The 24,417-nt window shown below is 67.2% G+C and carries 26 protein-coding genes; 17 read left to right on the top strand and 9 right to left on the bottom strand.

Annotated elements, in window-relative coordinates; all coding sequences use genetic code 11:
- Positions 1–4: 4 nt before the first annotated feature.
- Positions 5–433, top strand: coding sequence for a type II 3-dehydroquinate dehydratase (locus ACILR9_RS26265; RefSeq protein ID WP_395712935.1), 429 nt, complete (start codon positions 5–7; stop codon positions 431–433).
- A 235-nt stretch (positions 434–668) separates the two neighbouring features.
- On the opposite strand, the gene ACILR9_RS26260 is transcribed toward ACILR9_RS26265, so the two are convergent.
- Positions 669–1,616, bottom strand: a complete 948-nt coding sequence (locus tag ACILR9_RS26260) for a pyridoxamine 5'-phosphate oxidase family protein (RefSeq protein ID WP_395712934.1) — start codon at positions 1,614–1,616, stop codon at positions 669–671.
- Positions 1,613–2,008 (bottom strand): GFA family protein, encoded by a 396-nt coding sequence (locus ACILR9_RS26255; protein WP_395712933.1) that lies wholly within the window; start codon positions 2,006–2,008, stop codon positions 1,613–1,615. The genes ACILR9_RS26260 and ACILR9_RS26255 overlap by 4 nt, the downstream gene beginning before the upstream one ends.
- A gap of 101 nt (positions 2,009–2,109) precedes the next feature.
- Between ACILR9_RS26255 and ACILR9_RS26250 the strand changes: the two genes are divergently transcribed.
- Both ACILR9_RS26250 and ACILR9_RS26245 read left to right on the top strand, forming a co-directional pair.
- Positions 2,110–3,015 carry a LysR family transcriptional regulator gene (locus ACILR9_RS26250; protein WP_395712932.1) on the top strand — a complete coding sequence of 302 codons (906 nt, stop codon included), beginning with the start codon at positions 2,110–2,112 and terminating at the stop codon, positions 3,013–3,015.
- A gap of 277 nt (positions 3,016–3,292) precedes the next feature.
- Entirely contained in the window at positions 3,293–3,730 is a 438-nt protein-coding gene (locus tag ACILR9_RS26245) for a GNAT family N-acetyltransferase (RefSeq protein WP_395712931.1), read from the top strand.
- A 142-nt stretch (positions 3,731–3,872) separates the two neighbouring features.
- On the opposite strand, the gene ACILR9_RS26240 is transcribed toward ACILR9_RS26245, so the two are convergent.
- Positions 3,873–4,784: a DUF1194 domain-containing protein gene (locus ACILR9_RS26240; RefSeq protein WP_395712930.1), complete on the bottom strand. Its 912-nt coding sequence runs from the start codon at positions 4,782–4,784 to the stop codon at positions 3,873–3,875.
- Positions 4,785–4,931: 147 nt separating this feature from the next.
- On the opposite strand from ACILR9_RS26240, the gene ACILR9_RS26235 reads away from it, so the two are divergent.
- From ACILR9_RS26235 to ACILR9_RS26220, 4 genes are all read left to right on the top strand, one after another.
- Positions 4,932–6,140 (top strand): acyl-CoA dehydrogenase family protein, encoded by a 1,209-nt coding sequence (locus ACILR9_RS26235; protein WP_395712929.1) that lies wholly within the window; start codon positions 4,932–4,934, stop codon positions 6,138–6,140.
- Positions 6,137–7,138 carry a glutathione S-transferase N-terminal domain-containing protein gene (locus tag ACILR9_RS26230; protein WP_395712928.1) on the top strand — a complete coding sequence of 334 codons (1,002 nt, stop codon included), beginning with the start codon at positions 6,137–6,139 and terminating at the stop codon, positions 7,136–7,138. Before ACILR9_RS26235 ends, ACILR9_RS26230 begins: the two co-directional genes overlap by 4 nt.
- Before the next feature lie 227 nt (positions 7,139–7,365).
- Complete coding sequence (locus ACILR9_RS26225; protein ID WP_395712927.1) at positions 7,366–8,316, top strand: DnaJ C-terminal domain-containing protein; 951 nt, start codon at positions 7,366–7,368, stop codon at positions 8,314–8,316.
- Positions 8,313–8,642 (top strand): chaperone modulator CbpM, encoded by a 330-nt coding sequence (locus ACILR9_RS26220; protein WP_395712926.1) that lies wholly within the window; start codon positions 8,313–8,315, stop codon positions 8,640–8,642. The genes ACILR9_RS26225 and ACILR9_RS26220 overlap by 4 nt, the downstream gene beginning before the upstream one ends.
- 12 nt (positions 8,643–8,654) lie before the next feature.
- Here the strand turns inward: ACILR9_RS26220 and ACILR9_RS26215 are convergent, their stop codons facing one another.
- Entirely contained in the window at positions 8,655–9,239 is a 585-nt protein-coding gene (locus ACILR9_RS26215; protein ID WP_395712925.1) for an NAD(P)H-dependent oxidoreductase, read from the bottom strand.
- A gap of 189 nt (positions 9,240–9,428) precedes the next feature.
- A complete protein-coding gene (locus ACILR9_RS26210; protein ID WP_395712924.1) occupies positions 9,429–10,298 on the bottom strand; it encodes an MBL fold metallo-hydrolase in 870 nt (289 codons plus the stop codon).
- A gap of 62 nt (positions 10,299–10,360) precedes the next feature.
- Here ACILR9_RS26210 and ACILR9_RS26205 point away from each other — a divergent pair, with 62 nt between their 5' ends.
- The 3 genes from ACILR9_RS26205 to ACILR9_RS26195 are packed head-to-tail and all read left to right on the top strand — an operon-like array spanning position 10,361 to position 11,755.
- Positions 10,361–10,684: an ArsR/SmtB family transcription factor gene (locus ACILR9_RS26205; protein ID WP_395712923.1), complete on the top strand. Its 324-nt coding sequence runs from the start codon at positions 10,361–10,363 to the stop codon at positions 10,682–10,684.
- Positions 10,685–10,712: 28 nt separating this feature from the next.
- Positions 10,713–11,243, top strand: coding sequence for a rhodanese family protein (locus tag ACILR9_RS26200; protein ID WP_395712922.1), 531 nt, complete (start codon positions 10,713–10,715; stop codon positions 11,241–11,243).
- On the top strand, positions 11,243–11,755 hold the full coding sequence (locus ACILR9_RS26195) for a TSUP family transporter (RefSeq protein WP_395712921.1): 513 nt from the start codon (positions 11,243–11,245) through the stop codon (positions 11,753–11,755). The genes ACILR9_RS26200 and ACILR9_RS26195 overlap by 1 nt, the downstream gene beginning before the upstream one ends.
- A 17-nt stretch (positions 11,756–11,772) precedes the next feature.
- Here the strand turns inward: ACILR9_RS26195 and ACILR9_RS26190 are convergent, their stop codons facing one another.
- Positions 11,773–14,058 (bottom strand): xanthine dehydrogenase family protein molybdopterin-binding subunit, encoded by a 2,286-nt coding sequence (locus tag ACILR9_RS26190; RefSeq protein WP_395712920.1) that lies wholly within the window; start codon positions 14,056–14,058, stop codon positions 11,773–11,775.
- Positions 14,059–14,284: 226 nt separating this feature from the next.
- Positions 14,285–15,328 (bottom strand): threonine aldolase family protein, encoded by a 1,044-nt coding sequence (locus ACILR9_RS26185; protein ID WP_395712919.1) that lies wholly within the window; start codon positions 15,326–15,328, stop codon positions 14,285–14,287.
- Positions 15,329–15,382: 54 nt separating this feature from the next.
- Between ACILR9_RS26185 and ACILR9_RS26180 the strand changes: the two genes are divergently transcribed.
- The 4 genes from ACILR9_RS26180 (at position 15,383) to ACILR9_RS26165 (ending at position 18,765) form a co-directional block, all read left to right on the top strand.
- Positions 15,383–16,213 carry an enoyl-CoA hydratase/isomerase family protein gene (locus ACILR9_RS26180; RefSeq protein WP_395712918.1) on the top strand — a complete coding sequence of 277 codons (831 nt, stop codon included), beginning with the start codon at positions 15,383–15,385 and terminating at the stop codon, positions 16,211–16,213.
- A 189-nt stretch (positions 16,214–16,402) separates the two neighbouring features.
- Positions 16,403–17,593, top strand: coding sequence for an LLM class flavin-dependent oxidoreductase (locus tag ACILR9_RS26175; protein WP_395712917.1), 1,191 nt, complete (start codon positions 16,403–16,405; stop codon positions 17,591–17,593).
- Entirely contained in the window at positions 17,590–18,372 is a 783-nt protein-coding gene (locus ACILR9_RS26170; protein WP_395712916.1) for an alpha/beta fold hydrolase, read from the top strand. Before ACILR9_RS26175 ends, ACILR9_RS26170 begins: the two co-directional genes overlap by 4 nt.
- A gap of 15 nt (positions 18,373–18,387) precedes the next feature.
- Entirely contained in the window at positions 18,388–18,765 is a 378-nt protein-coding gene (locus ACILR9_RS26165) for a hypothetical protein (RefSeq protein ID WP_395712915.1), read from the top strand.
- Positions 18,766–18,790: 25 nt separating this feature from the next.
- Here ACILR9_RS26165 and ACILR9_RS26160 read toward each other — a convergent pair whose 3' ends face one another.
- Complete coding sequence (locus tag ACILR9_RS26160; RefSeq protein ID WP_395712914.1) at positions 18,791–19,798, bottom strand: NADPH:quinone oxidoreductase family protein; 1,008 nt, start codon at positions 19,796–19,798, stop codon at positions 18,791–18,793.
- Between the two features lie 326 nt (positions 19,799–20,124).
- On the opposite strand from ACILR9_RS26160, the gene ACILR9_RS26155 reads away from it, so the two are divergent.
- Entirely contained in the window at positions 20,125–21,213 is a 1,089-nt protein-coding gene (locus ACILR9_RS26155) for an ABC transporter substrate-binding protein (protein WP_395712913.1), read from the top strand.
- A 38-nt stretch (positions 21,214–21,251) separates the two neighbouring features.
- Here the strand turns inward: ACILR9_RS26155 and ACILR9_RS26150 are convergent, their stop codons facing one another.
- Complete coding sequence (locus ACILR9_RS26150) at positions 21,252–22,253, bottom strand: LysR family transcriptional regulator (RefSeq protein WP_395712912.1); 1,002 nt, start codon at positions 22,251–22,253, stop codon at positions 21,252–21,254.
- A 12-nt stretch (positions 22,254–22,265) separates the two neighbouring features.
- Here ACILR9_RS26150 and ACILR9_RS26145 point away from each other — a divergent pair, with 12 nt between their 5' ends.
- Entirely contained in the window at positions 22,266–23,234 is a 969-nt protein-coding gene (locus ACILR9_RS26145) for a Bug family tripartite tricarboxylate transporter substrate binding protein (protein ID WP_395712911.1), read from the top strand.
- A 139-nt stretch (positions 23,235–23,373) separates the two neighbouring features.
- On the top strand, positions 23,374–24,417 hold the full coding sequence (locus tag ACILR9_RS26140) for an ABC transporter substrate-binding protein (protein WP_395712910.1): 1,044 nt from the start codon (positions 23,374–23,376) through the stop codon (positions 24,415–24,417).

Raw genomic sequence — 24,417 nt, 5'->3', positions numbered from 1 at the left:
AGCCATGAAGTTGCTGCTGATCCAGGGCGCCAACATGGCGTCCCTCGGCCGCCGGCAGCCTGCGCTGTACGGCACCACGACCTCCCGTGAGCTCGACGCATTGCTGCTGCTGCGAGCGGCCGAGCTCGATGTCGAACTCGACATCTTCTACACGAGCAACGAAGGCGAGGCCGTTGACCGGATCCAGGCCGACAGCGCCGGGATCGACGGCATTCTGTTCAATCCGGCCGGCTTCCTGCATGCCGGTTATGGCCTGCGCGACTGCTTGAAGGCGATCGCCGTGCCGGCTATCGAGATCCACATGACCAACATCGAGAAGCGGGGGCGTCGCTCGGTCACCGCAGATGTCGCCGTTGGCTCGATCGCCGGCTTCGGTGTCGATTCTTATGTCGTCGCGCTGGAGGTCATGGTCGCGCGTCTTCGCGTGCGATGACCGGAGAGCGCACCCAACTCATGTTCCTCTTCGCCGGCAGGGCAGGGCGTTCACATATGGGCGCTCTCTCATTTCCTCCCCAACTCTGTTGGGGAGGTGTCGCCGTCATCGGCGACGGAGGGGTCATGAGCAGCGGGACTGAGGCTCATGACCCCTCCGCCCCGTGTGACGGGGCACCTCGCCAGCTTCGCTGGGGAGGAGAATGAAAAGCGCGCCCATATGCGAACGCCCTGCCCTAGCGGCGGAGAGGAGCCTGCGATGAGGGAACGCCCGTTGCCAACGTTGTCGGGGCATAGGTGCCGAAGGCCCAGTTGAACGGGAAGGCCGATCGCTGCCGCCAAGCATGCTCAATCGTTATTTGCCAGAGGCGCTCGACTCCAACAGGCGCGGCGCCGGGGTGCCAGTCGATGGCGACCCGCCCCTGGAGCTGGAGCAGGTCGCCGGAGGCAAAGTCGATGAACAGCAGGCCGGCGCGCGGATCGCCGAGCAGGTTGCCGAGCGTGTTGTAGAAGCGGTTGCCGCGAAAGTCTGGGATCGTCAGCTGCTCGCCGGCCACGCCGACGAATCCCGGTCGTCCGCCCCGGTGCGACATGTCGAGGCCGCCGCCGGCACCGACGCCGGCGCGCGAATGGCTGGCCACGAAGAATGTGTCGGATATCCCGATCAGCGCTTGCGCCGTCCCGTCGAGATGGCTCAGCGCTTCAATCGGTGTCGAGGCCGGAGTGCGCGGCGACGGCGTGCGGGTCTGGATGTACTGGGCGCAGTTGCCGAAGCTTTGACCAACATGCACGGTCAAGCCGTCATCGACGACGGCCAACGTGCCGTTGGCACGATTGCGACGGCGGTTGGTGAAATCGAGGCCGATCAGGCCGATCTCTGCGCCTTCGACCAGGCCCGGCGACGCCGGGTCGCCCTCGCGCGGAAACGCCTCGATCCGGAGGGCCGTCGGATCGGGTGAGCGGATGAAGCCCGTTTCACCGGTCAGCGCTGTGCCGATCGGCCAGCCGCGTTCGTCGAGGCTGGCGGCGAAGATGTACGGCAGGCCGGCGAAGAAGGCGCGATGCTGATCGGGCATGAAGGGGCGGATCGCAGCCCGGCCGGGAGACTGGCCGGCCAGGCGCTGCGCCGCGAGCTCGTCCTCGTGAAACGACAGGAACTCCGGCGCGCTATCCTGCGGGCTCATGTCAGGCCCTCCGGCCGCTCGGGATGCTGCCGCCTGGGGTCGTACCAGGAGGCGGCGTCGCTGCGCCAGATATGGACTTGCCGGTGTTCGCTGATCGGCGTGTCGAGGCAGCCCAGGCGCAGCAGCACGACCGGCTGCGCCATGCGCTCGGCCATGATGTGAGAGCCACAGCGCGTGCAGAAGCGGCGGAATTTGCCGGGCGAGGATTCGAAGGCGCCGAGCAGCTCCTCGCCGCGGGTCCAGCGGAATTTTTCACGCGGCACGGCAGTGACTGACGAGAACGCCGTGCCGTGCGTCTTGCGGCAGGTCTGGCAATGGCAGTGGACGATCCGCTCGACATCGGCCTCGACCTCGTAGGCGACGCCCCGGCAAAGGCAGCTTCCGGTCAGCATGCAGGCACCTCGCTCGATTTCGCGCTGAACGTAGGCTCGGTGGATTGAGCCGGAAAGCCGAAGGGCATAGAATTCACTCTTGCAAATCATGGAATAATAGAATGGATCGGCTGGACGAGCTTGCGATCTTCGTGCGCATCGTCGATGAAGGCAGCCTGGTGCGCGCCGCCGCCCGTTTGCGCCGCTCGCCGCCCGCCGTCACCCGCGCGCTGGCCGCGCTAGAGAACCGCGTCGGGCAGCGGCTGATCGATCGCACGACGCGACGGCTGGCGGCGACCGAGGCCGGCCGCATCCTCTACGAAAGGGCGCGGGCGCTGGTCGCCGACTACGACGCGGCAACCGCCGCCACGCCCGGCATGCCGGTGCATGGCCTGTTGCGTCTCACCGCGCCAGTCCAGTTCGGCCGGCGTCATATGGCGCCGATCGTCGGCCGCTTTCTCGATGCCCACGACGGCGTCGAGGTCGAGCTGATCCTCAACGACCGCAATATCGACCTGATCGAGGAGGGGATCGACATCGCGCTGCGCATTGGGCCGCTCGCCGATTCGTCGCTGCTGGCGCGTCCGGTCGGGCAGGTACGGCGGCTCTGGGTGGCGAGCCCGGCTTATCTCGCCCGCCGCGGCACGCCGCGCACGCCGGCCGATCTCACGGGCCACGAGGCGCTGCTCGGCACCTTGCGCGGAAACAGCGAGTGGCAGTTCGCCGGTGGTCGCCGCGGCGCGCCGGCGCGGCTTGCCGGGCGCCTCAGGGTCGACGACGTCGAGACGCGGCTGCGCGCGGTGCGGGAGGGCCGCGGCATCGCCCAGCTCCTGTCCTACCAGGCAGCCGACGATCTGGCGGCAGGGCGGCTGGTCCGCCTACTGCGTGCCTGGGAGCGGCCGCCGCTGCCGGTGCAGCTTCTGACCAAGGGCCGCGCCCATCGCGCCCCCAAGATCGATGCCTTTCTCGATTTCGCCGCCAAGCGGCTGAAGGCGCTGCATGTGCTGTCGGGCGAGACGCCAGGCTGATTGGCATAGGCGCCAAAATGCAAAGGAACCTCACCCTGAGGAGCGGCCCGGAGGGCCGCGTCGCGAATAGAGCGCGGTAAACCGCGCGTAGTCGGCAACTGTGAAGGGTGCAGCGACACCGCTCTCTAACGACTTCGTGTGCGGCCCATCCTTCGAGACGGCCGCTACGCGACCTCCTCAGGATGAGGGCTTTATTGGGCCTTCGACTTATCTTGACCGCCTATGGGCTGATTGGCCTGTGGATGACCCGTGGCCGACCCGTGCGCTACAAGGCGGCATGATCCAGGTGACGCGCCTTCGCGAGACAGACCGCCAAGCATGGCAGCCGCTGGCGATCGGCTACAACGCCTTCTATCAGCGCGTGCTGCCGGCGGCAGCCTACGATCAGGCTTGGCGACGTTTGCTCGCGGGAGAGGAGATTCAGGGCCTCGCTGCGCGTCTCGACGGTCGGGTGGTCGGCATCGCGCACTATCTGTTTCACGCCGGAGTCTGGTTCCCCAAAGTCTGCTATCTTGCCGACCTGTTCGTCGATGAGGCCGTGCGCGGACAGGGCGCCGCGCGGGCGCTGATCGAGGAGGTCGCCGAAGCGGCCCGTGCCCAGGGCTGCGCCCGCTACTACTGGCTGACCCAGGACGGCAACGCCCAGGCGCGCACCCTCTACGACAAGGTGGCGCGCCACGTCGGCTTCATCCGCTACGACTATCCGATGGAGTGAGCCCTGACGGGCACATTGCTGATTCTGTCGTCCTGAACGAAGTGAAGGACCTCATCGCCGCTGGCACCAGCGTACTCTGGAAGTTCTGGCGATGAGATCCTTCGCTGCGCTCAGGATGACAGAGGGTGCGGTGGTCGGATGATCAATCCGGCGTCACGCCGAAGCGGCGTTGCCAGAATTCGCGGCTGCGCCGCTCGCCGATGTCGCAGCCGAGCTCGTATTCCGGCCGGACGAACTTGGTGTAGTCGTCGTCGCCGCGAATGGCGCGGCGCAGGGTTCCGCTGCCGCTCTGCGCCAGCTGGACGCCCTCGCGCAGATCGCTGCGTCCGCCGATGTCGAAGTCGTGGCGTGGGCCTAGATCGGCGACTTCCTGCAGCAGCTTCTTGCGGACCGCTCGTGGGAAATCCTCGAAATTGTGCGCCACTTCGACGAACGAGCGCGGCCCGCCGGTGACGCAGTGCAGGTAGTAGCGGTCGAGATCGGTCTCGCTCGGGAAGCCGAACGGGTTGGGCCGGTCGTTCATGATCGGCAGGCCGTTGATGACGATGCGCTCCTTCAGCGCCTCGTAGCGGATGTCGGTGACCAGGCCGCCGTCGTTGTTGGAGCCATCGCCCGAGATGTCCAGCACCTTGCGCTCGGCGTCGAACGGGCTGCGGCCGAACAGGGGAATGGCGTAGCGGATGGCGCCGCTGATCGAGGTGCGGCGGGCGATCGAGATCGGCGCGTTGGCCAGTCGCGTGGCAAAGCTCGCGATCGCCGACTCGGAGTCGAGCAGCATCCAGTCGATCAGCAGGCGCTGGACCCAGGCGTCCGACCATTCGAAGTAGGCGACGGCGATGCGGCCGTGGCTGCCGCTCAGGATCGCCTTCACGATCGCCGGATCGCGGAACGCCTGCACGTAGCCCTCGCGTTGAAGCTTCGCCTCGTCGGGATCGATGCTGCCGGAGATGTCGATGGCCAGCACCAGGGCGAGGTCGACTTCCTTCTTGTCCTGCGCCACCGCCGGCCCGGCGAGAAGGAGCATGAGAGCGATCAGACGGAGCAGGCGGGCCATGGTGACCTCCGCAGCATAGTGCGCGAGACGATGCAACAACCATACCGCCCGTCGAAAGCGTCCACCAGCGCTGCACTGGACGCCAACCACGACCGGCCGCTAGCCTCTGTGGAAAGCTCGACCTGGGATGGGAGGCCCACGAATACCATGGATCTGGCGCTGAGCCCGCAGGACCAGGCCTTTCGCGACGAGGTGCGTCGCTTCCTCGACGACAACCTCAGCGAGGATCTGCGCGAGGCCGGCCGCAAGACCGGCGGCGTCTTCGCCGACATTGCAGCAGGTCTGCGATGGCACAAGGTGCTGGCGTCGCGCGGCTGGTCGGCGCCGACCTGGCCCAAGGAGCACGGCGGCACCGGCTGGAGCGCGACCGAGCGCTACATCTTCGCGCGCGAATGCGCGGCGGTCGATGCGCCGCGCATCTTCAGCATGGGCCTGCGCATGGTCGGGCCGGTCATCATGAAGTACGGCACGCCCGAGCAGAAGGCCAAGTACCTGCCGCCGATCGTGGCCGGCGACATCGTGTTCTGCCAGGGCTATTCCGAGCCCGGGTCGGGCTCGGACCTCGCCAGCCTGAAGACGCGGGCGGTGCGCGACGGCGACGACTACGTGATCAACGGCACCAAGATCTGGACGACCGGTGCGCATGTCGCCGATCACATGTTCTGCCTGGTGCGGACCTCGACCGATGGCAAGCCGCAGGACGGCATCTCCTTCGTGCTGATCGATTCGATGAACACGCCGGGCCTGACGGTGAAGCCGATCGTGACCCTGGCGGGCGATCACGAGGTCAACCAGGTGTTCTTCGACAACGTGCGCACGCCGGTCGCCAACCGCATCGGCCCGGAGAATGCCGGATGGACGGTGGCCAAGTACCTGCTCGAGTTCGAGCGCGGCGGCGAGGCCTATACGCCCAACCTGCATGCCCGCCTGGAGGACATCCGGCGCATTGCCCGCGAGGAGGCGGCGGACGGCTCGGGCAAGCTTGCGACCGAGCGCGGCTTCGCCGAGCGCCTGGCCGAGACCGAGATGGAGATCCAGGCGCTCGAGATGATCGAGATGCAGGTGCTGTCCGATCTCAGCCGCGGCCGCAATCCCGGCGCGGCGTCGTCGGCCATGAAGATCCGCGGCAGCGAGACCCTGCAGAAGCTCGATGGTCTCGGTGTCGAGGCGCTCGCCTGGTACGCCGCGCCGTTCGAGCCGGAGGCCCGGACGCTCGGGCACAACGAGCCGACGGTCACGCCGGAGTGGGGCATCACGGCGATGCCGCTCTTCCTCAACAACCGGGCATCGACGATCTATGCCGGGTCGAACGAGATCCAGCGCAATATCATCGCCAAGGCCGTGCTCGGCCTGTGAGCGGCCTTTACACGCTGCACGGCTTCGACCCGTCGCCCTATTCGGTCAAGATGCGGGCGCTCATGCGTTACCGCCGGATCTCCTTCGTGTGGGACGCGCTGGGCTCGCCGCGCGACGTCGCGGTGGCGGCCGGACTGCCGCCGGTGATTCCCGTGCTGCGCTTTCCCGATGGCCGGCTGATGAACGATTCGACGCCGCTTGCCTACGCGCTGGAGCGCGAGCACGCCGGGCGCTCGGTAATCCCCGACGACTTGGTGCTCGCCTATCTGTCCGACCTGCTCGAGGATTTCGGCGATGAGTGGATCACCAAGATGATGTTCCATTATCGCTGGTACTATGCCCCGGACCGCGCCTTCGCCCAGACCTGGATCGTGTCGTCGCGCGATCCGACGATGGAAGAGCAGAAGCGCCGGCAGGCGATGCAGGCCTTCAACGACCGCCAGGTCGGGCGCATGGCGCTGGTCGGCTGCACCGAGCAGAACCGGCCGGTGATCGAGGACAGCTACCGTTTCGTGCTCGACACGCTCGACCGTCACGTCCGCAGCCAGCCGTACCTGCTCGGATCGCGGCCATGCCTGGGCGATTTCGGGCTCTATGGCCAGCTGCAGATCCTGTCGGTCGATCCGACGCCGGCGGCCGAGATGCGCGCCCGTGCGCCCGATCTGTTCTGCTGGCTGATGCGGCTGGACGATGCCTCGGGCATCGAGGGGGAGTGGGTCGATCCGGCGGCGCCGTTGCCCGAGGCGGTCGAGGCCCTGCTGCGGCACATGGGGCAAACCTACCTGCCATTCCTCGCCGCCAATGCCCGGGCGGTGCAGGACGGCGCACCGGAGCTCGAGGTCGAGCTGCTGGGGCGCGCCTTCAGCCAGGCGCCATTCCGCTACCAGGCCAAGTGCTACGACGCCCTGCGCAAGCGGCGGGCGGCCTTGCCGGCGGCGGCGCTGCGCCGGGTCGATGCGATCCTGGAGAAGGCGGGCTGCCTGGCCTATCTCGCGTAGGACCCAATGAAAACGCGCCGGGAGCGCACCACTCCGTGGCGCTCATGCTCTTCTTCCGATCTGCAATCGGTGTAACCGCTGTCGCCATGAGCGCCACGGAGTCGCGTGCTCCCGGCGAAGATTCATGACACCTCCCCAGCTTCGCTGGGGAGGAGAATGATCGCCGCGCCGGGCTGTCCTGTGACTGAGGGCTTGCAACCGCCTGAAACGACATCAAATTGTGGCTCATGACCGACCCCTATTCCGTCCTCGGCGTGGCCAAGGCGGCGAGTGACGAGGAGATCCGCAAGGTTTTCCGCAAGCTCGCCAAGAAGTACCACCCCGACCTCAATCCAGGCGACAAGGCAGCCGAGGCAAAGTTCAAGGAGATCAGCCAGGCCAACGACATCCTGTCCGATCCGGAGAAGCGCCGGCGCTTCGATGCCGGCGAGATCGATGCGACCGGTCAGGAAGTGCCGCCGCGTGGCTTCTATCGTGATCAGGCGGGCGGCTTCGACGGCGCCAAGTACGAGCACGCCGGGGCCCACGACTCCTTCGTCGACATGGGCGGCATCTTCTCCGAGATGTTCGGCCAGCGCGGCGGCGGCGGCCGCGGCTTCAGGTTTCGAACCGGCGATGGCGAGGAGTTCGAGATGGACGGCCTGCCAGTCACCTACAGCCTGCGCGTGCCCTTCCTGGTGGCGGCGCGCGGCGGCAAGCAGCGCGTCAACCTGCCCGACGGCAAGACGCTCGATATCGACGTCCCCGAGGGCACCACGAACGGCCAGACCCTGCGTCTCAAGGGCCAGGGCATGCCGGGCACCAAGGGGCGTCCGGCCGGCGATGCCTATGTCGAGATTCACGTCGAGCCGCACGCCTTTTTCGAGCCGCGCGACAACGACATCCATGTCGAGGTGCCGGTGACCCTGCCCGAGGCGGTGTCCGGCGGCCGCATCCGCGTGCCGACGGTCGGCGGTCCGGTGATGCTGTCGGTGCCGGCCGGCTCCAACACCGGCACGTCGCTCAGGCTCAAGGGCCGCGGGCTGCTCGACCGCAAGACCGGCCAGCGCGGCGATCAGTACGTCAAGCTGAAGCTGGTGCTGCCCGATCAACCCGACGCCGAGCTGAAGGCGTTCGCCGAGAAATGGGCGGCCGGGCGTGATCACGATCCGCGCAAGGCGATGGAGCAGTTCACATGAGCACCCTCGACGAATTGCTGCGCGCCTGTGACGGCGTGACGGTGGTCCATGTCGAGCGCTGGGTGGCGCGCGGCCTGCTGCGGCCGGGCGTCTCGGCGGAGGGCTGGACGTTCGCCAGCGTCGACGTGGCACGCGCCCGCCTGCTCGGCGAGCTGGCCGACGACATGGGCTTCGACGACGAGGCGGTGGAGACGGTGGTCGACCTGCTCGACCAGGTTCACACCCTGCGCCACCAGCTCGACCTGATCGGCCGTGCCATCGCCGACCAGCCGGTCCCAGTGCGTGAAGCTATTGCCGCGACCCTGAAGCGGCTGGGCGGTCGCTAGAGCGACACAGACCTAGACCGCGCGCCTGCCCAGCGCTTTGACATCGTCGAGCGCCCGCGCGATCGACTCCCGGCTGCGCTGGCCGATGCCGCCCAGCACGGTGCTGCGCACCGGCGCGATGCCGACGAATCGCAGGATGTTGCGCTCGAGGGTCTTGAGGCCGTGGGCGAGGAAATACCAGCGGTAGAGGAATGCCGGCATGCCCATGGTCACGATGATGCGGGCGGAACGGCCCTTCAGCTTGCCGATCGGAAACCCGCTCGGGCGATCGACGAAGGCGAAGCCCGGCCGCAGGGTCTGCTCGAAGAAGGCCTTGAGCAGAGCCGGCATGTCGCCCAGCCAGAGGGGAAAAATCACCACCAGGTGATTGGCCCACAGCAGCGTCTGCTGCGCGGCGAGGATCGCGGGCGAGTCGGCGCTGCGGGCGAATTCCGACTGCGAGTGGAGCAGGCCGAACTGCAGCGCGGCGATGTCGAGGCGGCGGACCGTGTGCCCGGACGACCGGGCGCCTTCGGCATAGGCTTCGGCAAGGGCATGGCAGAGCCCCTTGCTCGCTGGATCAGGATGCCCGTTCAGGATCACGATATTGCGCATCATGCGCCACTTCTAGCGGTGCAAGACGGTGTCCTCCTTGATCTGGATCAGTCTGTTGCAGCGAGGGCGAGTCATGCGCCGGGAGCGCGCCGCTCATGAGCGTGACTCGACTTTCGCTTCTCCTCCCCAGCTTCGCTGGAGAGGAGAATGAACGGCGCCCCCATGCGCCTTACCGACCACCTCCGCCGTCCCTCACGCCGCCAAGCGCACGGGGATGCGCAGGTAGATGGTGCCGTTGGCATCGGCTGGCGGGAAGTTGCCGGCGCGGATGTTGACCTGAACCGACGGCAGAAGCAGCACCGGGGCGGCAAGCGTGGCGTCACGCCTGATGCGCAACTCGACGAAGGCCTCCTCGCTCACGCCGTCATGGACGTGGATGTTGTGAGCGCGCTCGGCGGCCACGGTAGTCTCCCACGCGTAGTGCTCGCGGCCCGGTGCCTTGTAGTCGTGGCACATGAAGAGGCGAGTCTCCGGCGGCAGCGACAGCAGCCGCTTGATCGAGCGGTAGAGCCGCGTCGCGTCGCCGCCCGGGAAATCGGCGCGGGCGGTGCCGTAGTCGGGCATGAAGATCGTGTCTCCGACGAACACGGCGTCGGCGATCCGGTAGGCGACATCGGCCGGCGTATGGCCGGGCAGGTGAATCGCCTCGATCTCCAGCGTGCCGAGCGGCAACCGCTCGCCGTCGCGTACCAGGTGGTCGAACTCGCGGCCGTCCTCGCTCACGTCGGCGGCATTGAAGACCTTCTTGAAGATCTCCTGGACCTCGCGGATGTGCTCGCCGATCGCCACTTTCGCGCCGGTCCTCGCCTTGAGCCAGGGTGCGGCGGTCAGGTGGTCGGCATGGGCATGGCTCTCGAGGATCCAGTCCACCGCGACGCCGCGCTCGGCCGCCTTCGCCAGGACGCGATCGGCTGAAGCCGTGGTGGCCTTGCCCGAGCGGTGATCGTAGTCGCGCACGGGATCGATGATGGCGGCGCGCCGGGAAACCGGGTCGCTGACGAGGTAGGTGACGGTGAAGGTCGCCTCGTCGAAGAACGGGTCGATGATCGGAAGGGTGGTCAAGTTTTTCTCCCGTGAACGTCTTGATCGATATATTAGTAGACACTAATTTAGCAATACCTAATATGAAAGTCAGGACAACACACCGCATCGACCCGCGGGCGCTCGAGAAGAAGGCCGGCATCGTCGCCGGCCTGCTGGGCACCCTCGCCAACGACAGGCGCCTCCTCATCCTCTGCAAGCTGGTGGAGGATGGCGAAGCGACGGTCGGGGGACTGGCCGAGGAGATCGGCCTCTCGCAGTCGGCTCTGTCGCAGCATCTCGCGCGCCTGCGCGAGGAGGGCGTCGTGACTTACCGGCGGGAAGCCCAGACCCTCTGGTACCGGATTGCCGACCCACGGGTCGAAAGCCTGCTGGCGACCCTGCATCGCCTCTATTGCCAGGACTGACCTGGCCCCGAAGGAAAGGAACCCATCCATGTCTCTGCCCACCATCGACGTCGCCCGCGCCCGTCGTCTGCTCGACCAAGGCGCCGTCCTGGTCGACGTTCGCGAGGCCGACGAGCGCGCGCGCGAGCACGTGCCGGGCACCCGCCACAACCCGCTGTCGCGGCTCGCTGCCGTCGATCCTCGCGGCGCCAAGGCCGTGATCTTTCATTGCCGGTCGGGCGCGCGCACGGCGGCCAACGCCCAGCGCCTCGCCGCCGTCGCGGATTGCGAGGCCTACATCCTCGAGGGCGGGCTCGAGGCCTGGAAGAAGGCCGGTCTGCCGGTGACCGTCGATTCCCGCCAGCCGATCGAGATCATGCGCCAGGTGCAGATCGCGGCCGGCAGCCTGGTGCTGGGGGGCGTCGCGCTCGGCGTCTGGGTCGCGCCGGCTTTCCTCGCTCTGTCCGCCTTCGTCGGCGCCGGCCTGGTGTTCGCCGGCACGACCGGCTGGTGCGGTATGGCGAAGCTGCTCGCCATCATGCCGTGGAACCGGCGCGTCCGGAAGGCTGTCGCCGCCTGATGACGACCGCAATTCTCGCCCTGTTCGGTCTGCTCATGATCGTGGTCGGCCTGATGATGCTGCGGCCGCGCCGCGCCGCCACGGCGCCGTCGCCCTGGCTGAGCGCCGCCACGGCGCGCCATCTGCTGCCGCGCCTGGCGGCGCTGGGGCTGGGCGTCGGGCTGCTGTCCGGGTTCTTCGGCATCGGCGGCGGGTTCCTGATCGTGCCGGGCCTGATCCTCGCCACAGACATGGATATGCCGGAAGCCACCAGCGCGCCGCTGATCGCGGTGACAGCGTTCGGCATAGCCTCGGCGTCGAGCTACGCCTGGTCGAGCCTCGTCGACTGGCCGGTCGCCGGCCTGCTGATTGCCGGCGGTGTCGCGGGCGCCGTTCTCGGCGCCAAAGCCAATGCCAGGCTTGCCAGGCTTGCCGGGCAGAAGGGCATGCTGGCGCGCATGTTCGCCTGGTTCGTCATGGCTGCCGGCGTCTATGTCGGGGCGCGCGGCGTCCTGACCGTCCTGGAGGCCTGAAACTCTTCGCCAGCCGTTCACGAACGGTGAATGGCCTGCCACACCTTGTGGGCGGTGAGCGGCATGTCGAGATGGCGCACGCCGAGCGGCGCCAGCGCGTCGAGCACGGCGTTGGCGAGCGCCGCCGGCGCCCCGTTGGTCGGGAGCTCGCCGACGCCCTTGATGCCCATGAAATTGTTGGGTGAGGGAGTGACGATGGTCTCGACGGTGAAATCGGGCACGTCGTCGGCGCGCGGCAGGGCATAGTCCATCAGGGTGCCGGTCAGCAACTGGCCGGTCTCCTCGTCGTAGATCGCCTGTTCCGACAGGGCGTTGCCCAGGCCATGTGCGATGCCGCCATGGATCTGGCCGGCGAGCAGGCGCGGATTGACCACGACGCCGCAATCGGCAACCTCGGTAAGGCGGTCGATACGGACCTCGCCGGTCTCCGGATCGACCTCGACCTCGCAGACCATGACGCCGGTCGGAAACGATTCGATCTTGTCACCGAACAGGGCATCACCGGAGAAGGGCTTGGCGGCAGCTAGCTCGAACAAACCGACCTTGCGGTCGGTGCCCACCACCTCGAAGGCGCCGTTGCGGTAGGCGATGTCGGCTGGCGCCGTTTCGAGGTGCTCGGCCGCGAGGTCGCGGCCGCGCTCGATCACCACATCGGCAGCGCGCCGGATGGTGGTGCCACTGATGATGGTCGAGGAGGAGCCGCCGGTGCCGCCGCCGCGCGGGATGGTGCGCGTGTCGCCCTGGCGGATGTCGATGCGCTCGACCGGCACGCCGAGCGAGGCGGCGAGGATCTGCGCGAACACGGTCTCGTGGCCCTGACCCTGGCTCTGCGTGCCGACGGCAGCAACAAGCCGGTCGGGGCCGACCTGCACCACGACATGCTCGTCGGCGATGCCGCCCGTGCCGTGGAGATGGCAGGCGAGACCGAGGCCGCGCCGACGGCCGCGAGCCTCGCTGGCCGCCCGCCGCGCCGCGAAGCCCGGTTCGTCTGCTGTCGTCAAGGCCGTCTCGAACAGGCGCACGCAGTCGGCCGCGTCGTAGGTGTAGCCGCTCGCCGCCGCGTACGGCATTTCGTCCGGCCGCAAGAGGTTGCGCCGGCGCAACTCGGCCGGCGTGCGACCTGTCTCGCGGGCGGCAATGTCGATCAGCCGCTCGAGCAGGAACAGCGCCTCGGGCTTGCCGGCGCCGCGGATCGCGTCGACCGGCACGGTGTTGGTGAAGGCGCAGTCGAAATCGACACGAATCGCGGGGATGCGGTACAGGCCCGAGATAACCTTGGCGAGGCCGGTGGTCGGGATGGTCGGCGCGAACATCGAGAGATAGGCGCCGTAGTTGGCCTCCGCCTTCACGCGCAGGCCGATGAAGGCGCCCGATGCGTCGAGCGCCAGCTCGGCATGCGCGACCAGGTCGCGGGCGTGGCTGTCGGACAGGGCGAGCTCGCCGCGCTCGCAAGTCCAGCGCAGGCCGCGGCCGAGCTTGCGCGTCGCCCAGGCAATCAGGGTCGGCTCGGCATAGATCGGATATTTTGGTCCGAAGCCGCCGCCGACATCCTCGGTGATCAGCCGGAGCTTCTCCTTCGGGATGTTGAGCACGCGCTCGCACATCAGCCGGTGCGGGATCTGCACGCCTTGCGAGGAGAAGGTCATCGTGACGACATCATCGCCTGGCTCGTAGGACGACCACGCGGCGCGCGTCTCCATGTAGTGGACGATCTGGCGCGGCGAGCGGATCGACAGCGACGCCACGTGCGCGGCGCGCAAGAAGGCGGCGTCGGTGGCGGCCTTGTCGCCCTTGGCCCAATGGCACATCAGGTTGTCCGGCACGTCGTCGTGCACCAACGCCGCCCCGTCGGCCAGCGCCTGCGCCACCGTCACCACCGCCGGCAGCGTCTCGTAGTCGATATCGATCAGCTCGGCGGCGTCGCGCGCCTGGTCGAGCGTGCCGGCGACCACCATGGCGACGATGTCGCCGACATGGCGCACCTTGTCGGGCGGCATCGGCAGGTGCAGCGGCTCGCGGTGGCGGTTGCCGGCCTCGTCCTTGATCTCGCTGACCGTCGGCAGGTGGCCGACCTTGTCGGCCACGAGATCCTGCGCGGTATAGATCGCCACCACGCCGGGCGCGGCGAGGGCATCTGTCTTGTCGATGCCGCCCAGGCGGGCGTGCGCGTGCGGCGAGCGCACGAACAGCACGGCCAGCGCTTCGCGCGGCGCGGTGTCGTCGGCATAGCGGCCGCGGCCCGTCAGGAAGCGCTGGTCCTCGCGGCGGAGAATCGGCTGGCCGAGCGTGATGGGTGCATACATTGACGAGGCTCCGGTGCTCCTTCTTCTCCTCCCCGGCGTAGCCGGGGAGGTGTCGCCGTCACACGGCGACGGAGGGGTCATGAGTCTCATGAGTCGTAAACGCACATGAGTCACGAATTCCGAGTCACGATGTCCATCATGAGAGTCATGACTGCGATGGCCTATGACCCCTCCGTCGCCGTGTGACGGCGACACCTCCCCAGCGAAGCTGGGCAGGATGATGAGATCACGCCGCCAGGGCGTCGCTGATCACCTTGAGCGCGGTGTCGATGTCCTTGCGGTTGACGTCGAGATGGGTGACGGCGCGGATGCGTGTCGCGGTGTTGGCGCCGATGCCGACGCCGCGCTCGCGGCAAGCCTCGACCAGCCTGGCCGATGTCCAGCCAGCCTTGGTGACCTCGAAGAACACCAAGTTGGTCTCCATGCGCGGCACGTCGATGGCGATGCCCTTGATGTTGGCGAGGCCCTCCGAAAGATGGCGGGCGTTGTCATGGTCCTCGGCCAGGCGGTCCCAGTTGTGCTCGAGCGCGTAGAGCGCGGCTGCGGCGATGACGCCGGACTGGCGCATCGAGCCACCCAGCATCTGCTTCTGCCGCCACGCTTCCTTGATCATGTCCTTCGGGCCGGCGAGGCTGGCGCCGACCGGCGCGCCCAGGCCCTTGGTGTAGTCGAGCCACAGCGTGTCGACGCAGGCGGCGTAGTCGCGGGCCTTGGTGCCGGATTTCACCGAGGCATTGCAGAGCCGCGCGCCATCCATGTGCAGGGCGATGCCGGCGGCGCGCGCCACGTCGGCCACACCTTGCATGGTCGCCAGCGGCCACACCGTGCCGAAGCCGCCGTTCGAGGTGTTCTCGATCGACACCAGGCTCGTGCGCGGATGGTTGCGGGTGTTGGGATCGCGCAGCGCCGCCTTCACCTGCTCGCCGGTGAAGATGCCCGACGGCCCGTCGATCGGGCGGATCATGACGCCGGAATTGGCGGCCGGACCGCCTGATTCGGCGTTGATGATGTGCGCCGTGCGGTCGGCAATCACCTCGTCACCCAGCCGGCAATGCACGCGGATGGCGATCTGGTTGGCCATCGTGCCGCTCGGCAGGAAGACCGCATCCTCCTTGCCCAGGAGCTCGCAAATGCGGTCGCGCAAGCGGTTGACGGTGGGATCCTCCATCTTCTGCTCGTCGCCGACCTCGGCATCGGCCATCGCCTTCCGCATGCCGGGCGAGGGCTTGGTCTTGGTGTCGCTGTAGAGATCGATGAAACGGTTTTGCATGGCGTGTCGGGTTCTCCTGCGCCACCATAGCGGCATTCGCCAAGGGGAGGAAACATGAGCCAGTTTGCGGCCCAGCCCGCAGCTTCGGTAATATCGGAGGAACTGCTCTATGGCGTCGACGGGGCGATCGCCACCGTCACCCTGAATGCGCCGCAGCGCATGAACACCATTTCCGGCCCGATGCTGAAGCAGCTCACCGAGGCGCTGGTGCGGGCCAACGAGGATCGTGGCGTTCGGGTCGTGATCCTGACCGGCACCGGTCGCGCCTTCTGCGCCGGCTTGAACCTCGAGGCCCAGAGCAAGGGTACCGACAATCTCAGCGTCGGCTCGGGCGCGTCACCGACCAACATCGACCTGCGCAACACGCCGCCGCCGGTGCTGCACGCCATGGACAAGCCTGTGATCGCTGCGCTCAACGGCTCGGCGGCGGGCTATGGCCTCGACCTGGCGCTGGGCGCCGACATCCGGGTGATGGCGCAGTCGGCCAAGCTCGCCGCGTCCTATGCAAGGCGTGGTGTGCTGCCGGAGTCGGGCGGCACCTGGTACCTGCCGCGCCTGCTCGGCTGGGCCAAGGCGGCCGAGCTGATCTTCACGGGACGCACGCTGACGGCGGAACAGTCGATCGAGATGGGCCTGGTCAACAAGGTGGTGCCTGACGCCGAGGTCATGGGCGCGGCGCGCGAACTCGCGCTCGAGATCGCCGCCAACGCGCCGCTCGCCATCCAGGCCGCCAAGCGCATGATGCGCATGGCGTGGAACGAGCCGTTCAACGAGCACGTCCACCACGTCTTCCTGCAGCTCCTGCCGCTGATGCAGACCGAGGATATGAAGGAGGGCATCAAGGCCTTCCTCGAAAAACGCGAGCCGCAGTTCAGGGGGCGGTAGTGAACGCGATGCTCATACACCTCCCCAGCGAAGCTGGGGAGGTGTCGGCGTCTTCGCCGACGGAGGGGTCATGAGTCACGTGTCGAGGCTCATGACCCCTCCGTCCGCGATTACGCGGACACCTCCCCAGCGCAGCTGGGGAGGAGAAGATCAGCGCTCGCCTGACATCGAACACCACGGGAGCCCTCCATGAAGTTCACCTGGTTCCATCTCATGCCGTGGCCGCACATGCCGGACGACTTCCGCGAGAAGCACCGGTCGGTGTGGGTCGATCTGCCCAGCCGGATGTACGAGCCTGAGGTCGGTCACGGCGTTTATCACCAGTATCTCGACCAGCTCGAGTTCGCGGAAAGCGTCGGCTTCGACGGCATCGGCGTGAACGAGCATCACGCCAACGCCTACGGGCTGATGCCGTCGCCCAACATCATGGCGGCGACCCTGACGCGGCGCACCTCGAAGTCGGCGCTGGTCGTGCTCGGCAACTCGATCGCGCTCTACAATCCGCCGCTGCGCGTGGCCGAGGAGATGGCGATGCTCGACGTGCTGTCGGGCGGCCGCCTGGTGGCCGGCTTCCCGGTCGGCACCTCGATGGACACCAACTACGCCTACGGCACCATCCCGGCCCTGACGCGCGAGAAGTACGCCGAGGCGCACGACCTGATTCGCAAGGCGTGGGCGGCCGACGAGCCGTTCGCCTTCAACGGCCGCTACACCAAGCTGCGCTACGTCAATTGCTGGCCCAAGCCGATCCAAAGGCCGGCGCCGCCGGTGTTCATTCCCGGCGGCGGCTCGGTCGAGACCTACGATTTCTGCCTCGACAACACCTACTCGTATTCCTACCTGAGCTACTCGGGCTACCTGCGCGCCAAGCTGCTGATGGAAGGCTACTGGAAGCGGGTGGCGGAGCGCGGCGTCGCCGACACCGATGCCGAGGCCGAGCGCCTCTACGGCTCGCACATCAACTATTTCTACAACAGGTGCCTGCACGTCTATCCGGGCTTCGCCGATGCGCCGGGCTACCGCACCATCAAGACCATCCAGACCGGCGCGCTGTCCCAATTCACCGCCGCCTCGGCGCGCAACTACGTCACCATGTCGTGGAAGGACCTGACGGAGAACCGCTACGTCATCGCCGGTTCGCCGGAGACGGTGCGCCAGCAGATGGAGGAACTGATCAAGACCCTGCGCGTCGGCAACATCTTCTGCCTCATGCATGTCGGCAACATGCCCGACGACAAGGTGCGCCATTCGACCCGCCTGTTCGCCGAGAAGGTGATGCCCCACCTGCGCCATCTGTGGCCGGAGTGGAACAACCACGACGACCGATTCTGGATCCATCCCATGCACCGGCCCGTTGCCCTGCGGACCGCCGCCGAATGACATCGCGCTTCATCACGCTCGAACCGTCGGGCCGCCGCATCGAGATCGTCGAGGCCGGGACAGGTCGCGACCTCCTGTTCCTGCATGGCGCCGGCGGCCACATGCCGGCCGATCCGCTGATCGCAGCACTGGCCAGCCAGTATCGCGTGGTGGCGCCGCTGCTGCCGGGCTACGGCCAGTCGGCCGGCGAGGACGATCTGCGCGACATGCTCGACGTGACCCTGCACGCGCTCGATGTCCTGCACGCGCTGAAGCTCGAGCAGCCGATCGTGGTCGGCCATTCGATGGGCGGCATGATCGCGGCCGAGATGGCGGCGATCGCCCGCACCGAGATCGCCCGGTTGTGCCTGCTGGCGCCGGCCGGGTTGTGGATCGACGATCATCCCGTGATCGATATCTTCACCAAGCTGCCTTACGAGCTGCCGGGATTGCTGTTCCATGACGCCGAGGCCGGCCAGAAGATGCTGGCCTCGGGCGGCAACATGGAGGATCCTGAGTTCCTGAAGCAGTTCCTGGTCATGAATGCCCGCCGGCTGGGCATGGCCGGCAAGCTGCTTTTTCCGATTCCCGACCGGGGATTGGGGCAGCGACTCTATCGTATTACCGCCGATACCCTGATCGTCTGGGGCGCCGAGGACGTGCTGATCCCGCCGGTCTACGGAGACGCCTTCAAAAAGGCGATTTCCTACGCCAAACTTGTTAAGGTCTCTGGCGCTGGACATGCGGTGGGGCAGGAGAAGCCGCAGGCGGTGCTCGAGGCGATCAAGGCTCACTTCTGACGGGAGAAGATTTCGATGATCAAGGTTGTGGCTTTCGCTGGCGCGGTGATCGGCTTGCTGCTCGGCGCCACCGCGCAGGCTCAGGCGCCGAAGACCGTCTATACGTGGACCGGTTACGGCGTGAACGTCCCGGGCAGCTCGAAGTGCCCGACCTACAAGATGACCATCGACGTGACGGTCGAGGGCGAGCAGGTGAAGGGCCTGTTCCAGCAGGAAGGCCGCCCGCAGCGCCATTTCGAGACCACCCTCGGCAAGGGCGGCGCCATCAAGACGGCGGCGGCGGTCGGCGGCGGCGGCATCATGGATGTCATCGGCCAGATCAAGGAAGGCGATTCCAAGATCAAGCTCGACGGCTACTGCAAGTTCGAAGGTGCCCTGACCAAGAAGCAGTAGCCTGCAAACCGGGCCAGTAACCGGATTAGTCCATCACCACGGCCACGCGGCCGGTGACACTGCGTTCGAGAAGCGCCCGCATGGCCTGGGGCGCTTCTTTCAGTTTGAAGGTGCGGTCGACGTGCGGACGGCACAGGCCCGCCTCGCACCAGCCGCGGATGCGTTCCAGCAGCGCGAAGACGCGATCGGCCTCCTCGAGGCGCGCATCGTGCGGGCTCCAGCCGACATAGTAGCCGTAGTTGAAGCCGGTGACGGCGAGGGTCTTGACCAGCAGGATGTTGGCCGGGATCTGCGGGATCGTGCCGCCAGCAAAGCCGATCGGGCAGATGCGGCCCTCGACCGCCATGCAGCGCAGCGATTGCATGAAGATGTCACCGCCCACCGGATCGTAGACGCGATCGGCGCCGCGGCCGCCGGTCAGCTTCATCACCTCGTCGCGGAAATCGCTCGCCGTGTAGTCGATCACGTGGTCGGCGCCGCGCGCGCGCACGAACGCGACCTTGCGCGACCCGCCGGCGGTGGCGATCACGGTGGCGCCCAGGATCTTGCCGATCTCGACCGCCGCCATGCCGACGCCGCCGGCCGCCGCATGGACGAGCAGGGTGTGGCCCTTCTGGACGTCGAGCACAGCGGGCCAGGTAAGCGCGCCGGCCGACGTCGGGTAGGAGATGGCGAGCTGGATCGCCTCGACGAAGCCCACCGTGCGCGGCTTGGGGAAGACGTTGACCTCGTGGGCGACGGCTTGCTCGGCGAGCCCGCCCCAGTCGAGCACCGCCACGACCTCGTCGCCGACCCTGAGCCGGCGACAGGCCGGATCGGCCTCGATCACTGTGCCGGCGACCTCGGTGCCGGGCGCGAACGGGAAAGGCGGGCGCCGCTGGTACTTGCCGGCGATCACCAGCGTGGTGGCGAAGCTGACGCCCGCGGCGTGGACCTTGATCCTGACCTGCCCGGCCGCGAGCGGCGCCGGCTCGGTCTCCTCGTACGCCAGGTCCTCGGGCTCGCCCCAGCGGCGGCAGACCATCGCCTTCATGCACCACGCTCCCTCGTTACGCGCGGCGGGAGATTAGTCGAGAAGGGGCAGTATGCACACGAGCTCATAGCCGGGAGCGCGCGATCGTCTCCTCCCCAGCTTCGCTGGGGAGGTGTCCGCGTAATCGCGGACGGAGGGGTCATGAGCCTCAAGGCCGGGAGCGCGCCACTCCGTGGCGCTCATCTCATGCTCCCTCCTCCTCAGCTTCGCTGGGGAGGTGTCCGCGTAATCGCGGACGGAGGGGTCATGAGCACCCCCCTGTGCCCTTGACCCCTCCGTCGCGTATGACGCGACACCTCCCCAGCATAGCTGGGGAGGAGAATGAGATGAGCGCCACGGAGTGGCGCGCTCCCGGCGATGAGCGCCTCGCACCAGCCTTCGTTGCGAGTTGCGATAACCGGCGCTACGCTTTTGGCGCAGGGGCGGGCGATCGAATGAGGCGGCGGCAGTTCTCTTACCTTTTCGGCGCTCTCGCCTGCTCGAGTCCGTTTGCCGCCTTTGGGCAGTCGAAGGACAGGCCGACGGTCGGCGTGCTGGGCTTGGCGAGCGAAGCGCAGTCCCGCCCGTACGTAGAGGGGCTACGGGACGGGCTGGGCAAGTTTGGCCTGATCGATGGCAGCACGATGCGGCTGGTTGCTCGCTACGCCGACGCCAGACCGGAGCGACTGGCCGATCTGGCGCGCGAACTTGCAACGGAGCGCAGCCGTGTGATCGTCACCTCCGGCACCACCGCCGTGAATGCTGCCCACCTCTCCGCACCAGGTCTGCCCATTGTCATGGCGGGCAGTGCCGATCCCGAGCTGATGGGATTCGCCCGCAGTCTGGCGCGGCCCGGTGGCCGGATCACCGGCATCTCGATCCGGGGCGTCGAGCTTCTCGGCAAGCAGTTTCAGCTCCTCAAGGAGGCGGTCCCCGCGGCACGGACGTTCGCGGCATTCCTGCACGCGGCGAATCCAGGCAATCCCGAGTTCCGCAAGGCTTTCGGCGACATCAGCCAGGCTCTCGGCATGCGGATCGATGTCCGGGACATTCACGCCGTGGAGGAGTTCCCCGCCGCCTTCGACTGGGCCGTCCGGCAGTCGGCGGATGGAGCGATGGTGCTGCAGGATCCCTCCTTCGACACCCATCGCGAGGCCATCTTCCGGCTCGCCGTCGAGCGCCGGCTGCCGACCGTGACCGGAAACGCGCGGTTGGCGCGGGCGGGCGCCCTTCTGGCCTATGCGCTGGACTTCGTGGACGTGTGGCGCCAGTCCGCGCGTTACGTCAGCGAGATCCTGCGCGGGGCTGATCCTGCGCTACTGCCGATCGAACAGGCGACCGCTTTCCGGGTTCTGGTCAATATGAAAACAGCGCGTGCCCTCGGTCTTGCGCTGCCCCTTTCGCTCCTCACCCGTGCCGACGAGGTGATCGAGTAGGGACTTCCGCCATGTCCGCTTCGGGAAGGGCTTTGATCTCAGTCTGTCTCCCACGGCGTGCGTGCCGACCGGCGGACGAACTTGACGAAGTTGCGTACCGCAGCCGCCGGATCACCGTGCCGGCAAGCCAATGTGAGAACCGCGTTGGGAACTGATCCCTTGATGGCACGATACACCACGCCATTCAGGGCCATGGTGCGCATCGACTGGGGCACGATCGCGAGGCCAAGTCCGGCCGCAACCAGGCTGAGGGCTGAGACGATGCGCGGGGCTTCCTGCCCGATACGCGGTGTGAAACCCGCTTTCAGACATCCCATCAACATCGCCTCGAACAGCGCCGGCCCGGACTGGCGCGCGTAGGCGATGAAGGTTTCGCCGGCCGCCTCCTTCAAGGAGAGTGGCTTGCCGTGATCGCGCGCGAGGGGGTGGTTGGCGGGCAGCGCCGCAATCATCGGCTCGGTCAGCAACGGATAGAGCACCAGTCCCTGCGGCGGGGTGAAGGACGATCGCATGAATGCGACATCCATCTGCTCGTCTTGCAGTCGCGAAATCGCTTCGATCTTGAGGCACTCGTCGAGAGACAGGGAGATCCCCGGAAACGCGGTCTGGAACTCCCGGATGGTCGAGGGCACGAAGGGATGGAACGGCGCCGACGGCATCATGCCGACCCGCAGGATTCCTTCCTCGCCCCGTGCCGCTCGCCGGGTCGCTTCCAGGGCCCGGTCGTGGTGCTGCAACATGGCCTTGGCGTTGTCGCGCAAGACGCGTCCGGCTTCGGTGAGCTCCACGCCGCGCGGCTTGCGCCGGAACAGCTGCGCCCCGACCTCGCGCTCGATCATCCTGATGCGCTGGCTCAGCGGCGGCTGCTGCATGCCGAGCCGTTCGGCAGCGCGCGTCACGTGGCCTTCCTCGGCGACCACAAGGAAATGCCGGAGATGGCGCAGGTCAACTGACATATGAAAACCAATATGGAAATCGTATCTCCCATAGGATACCGGATCACCCGCCGCGATGATATCCCCGATCACGCTGGCAATCACATCAGGTGGCCCATGACCCTCGGACGTCGACAACTGCTCCAGATCGCCGCTGTGTTCGCGCCAGGGAAGGTCGCTCTTGCCCAGTCCTATCCCAATCGAATGGTCCGCATCGTCGTGCCCTACGCGCCGGGTGGACCCTCGGACATCCTCGCGCGACTGGCCGGGCAAAAGCTGTCGGACGAGCTCGGCCAGAAGTTCCTGGTAGAGAACGTCCCCGGCGCGAGTGGCAATATCGGCATGGGGCGCATCGCCAGGTCGGCGCCGGACGGCTACAGCCTCGCCGTCGTGCCGCCAAACGTCGTTGTCAATCCGATGATGTATGCCAGCGTGCCCTACGATCCCTACAAGGATTTCGACCCGGTCACGATAGCTGTTTCCTCGCCGATCGTGCTGGCGGTCAACGCGTCGATGCCTGTCCGATCGGTCGAAGAGCTGGCGTCGATGGTAAGGGCCAACCCCAGCCGGCATTTTTTCGCCTCTCCGGGTATCGGCACGCCGCCGCACCTGGTGGGCGAGCATTTTCGCCTCGAGCTTGGTCTCGACCTCCCGCATGTGCCGTTCACGGGTGCGGGTGCCGCGGTCAACTCGGCGATCGGAGGACACACGCCAATCGTGTTCTCGTCGCTGCCGCCGGTCGTGCCGCAGATCAAGGAGGGCCGGCTGCGGGCGTTGGCCGTGATGAGCAAGAGCCGCGCCCCGGTGCTGGCGAATGTCCCGACCATCGTGGAGCTGGGTCACCCCGATCTCACGGGTGAAGGATGGTTTGCGTTCCTGGCTCCGGCCGGAACACCGAGGGAGATCCTCAGACTCCTGCACCAGCAGATCGTGAAAGCCATGGCACTGGCCGACGTAAAGGAGCGGCTGAGCGCGCTCGGCTACGAGACAGTAGGCAATTCGCCGGAGGCGTGCGCCGAGCAATTCAAGAGCGAAGGCGCCAAGTGGGCGAGGGTGATGCAGAAGGCGGGCATCAAGGCCGAGTAACGCTTCCGGTTGTTGACGGCCACATCATCGCCGCGAAACCGACAGACGAGGCTGCGGACCAGCCTCAGCTGCCGCCGCCCGCCTTGTCGGCTCGTCCGTCCTTGCGTATGGAGGGGCCTCGCAAGGTTGGAGGCTCAGGATGGGCTGCTGCGACGAAACCACTGCCCGGGTCCCCGACACCGACGTGTCCCGGCGGTCGCTGTTCAAGGGAGCGGGGCTGATCGCCAGCGTGCTCTCGGCCGGACAGGCCGCGCCCGCGATCGCCCAGGGCAAGCAGATCAAGCTCGCCTACTGCAGCCAGCTGTTGTGTGGCGTGCCTTATGAGGTCGCACGCTCGGGCGGCCTGTTCAAGGCGCACGGTCTCGACGTGCAGTTCGTCTATACGCGCGGCGGCACGGCGGCGATGCAGGCGCTGGTCGGCGGCGCCGTCGATTACGCCGCCACCTCGCTCGACGTCGCCATCCAGGCCTATGCCAATGTCGGCGCCGACATCCGTCGCTTCGCGGTGACCGGCCGCCTGCCGCTGTTCGCCATCGCCACCGCGCCCAAGACGGCCGACAAGATCACGTCGATCAAGGATCTCGAGGGCAAGACCGTCGGTATCAACGCGCTGGGCACGGCCGACCATGCGCTGACCCTGTATCTCCTGAAGCAGGCCGGTGCCGACGCGAGCAAGGTCAAGTTCGCCACCATGGGCGTCAATCTCCTGGAGGCGCTGCGCCAGGGACAGATCGATGTCGGTCTGGTGCAGGAGCCGGCGCTCACCCTGGTGAAGCGGGCCGGCGGGCGTGTGCTGATGAACGCCATGGACCTCGAGGAGGCCAAGAGCCATCTCGGCGGTTCCTTCGAGTTCATGGGCGTCGCGGTGCGGGGCAAGGAGATCGAGCGGCGCAAGCCCGAGATGATCGCCCTGACCAGGGCGCTGGCTGACGCGCTGAAGACGTTGCGCGGCCTGAGCGGCGACCAGTTGAGCGCCGCCTTTCCGAAGGAGATGACGGCCGGGCTCGATCTCAAGGAGCTCGGCGAGATCATCCTGGCGCATCGCGAATCGCTCTATCCCGAATCGGTGACCATCGATCTCGACTCCGCCAAGCGTGTCCAGCAGAGCCTGATCATCGGCGGCCTGATCAAGCCCGACTCGAGCATCGCGGGGCTGCACGACACCTCGATCGCCGGGGGCTGA

The organism is Reyranella sp., assembly GCF_044224635.1.
GTDB lineage: Bacteria > Pseudomonadota > Alphaproteobacteria > Reyranellales > Reyranellaceae > Reyranella.
Note: the sequence above shows the minus strand (reverse complement) of the source record. Positions and strands in the feature narration are given on the sequence as shown.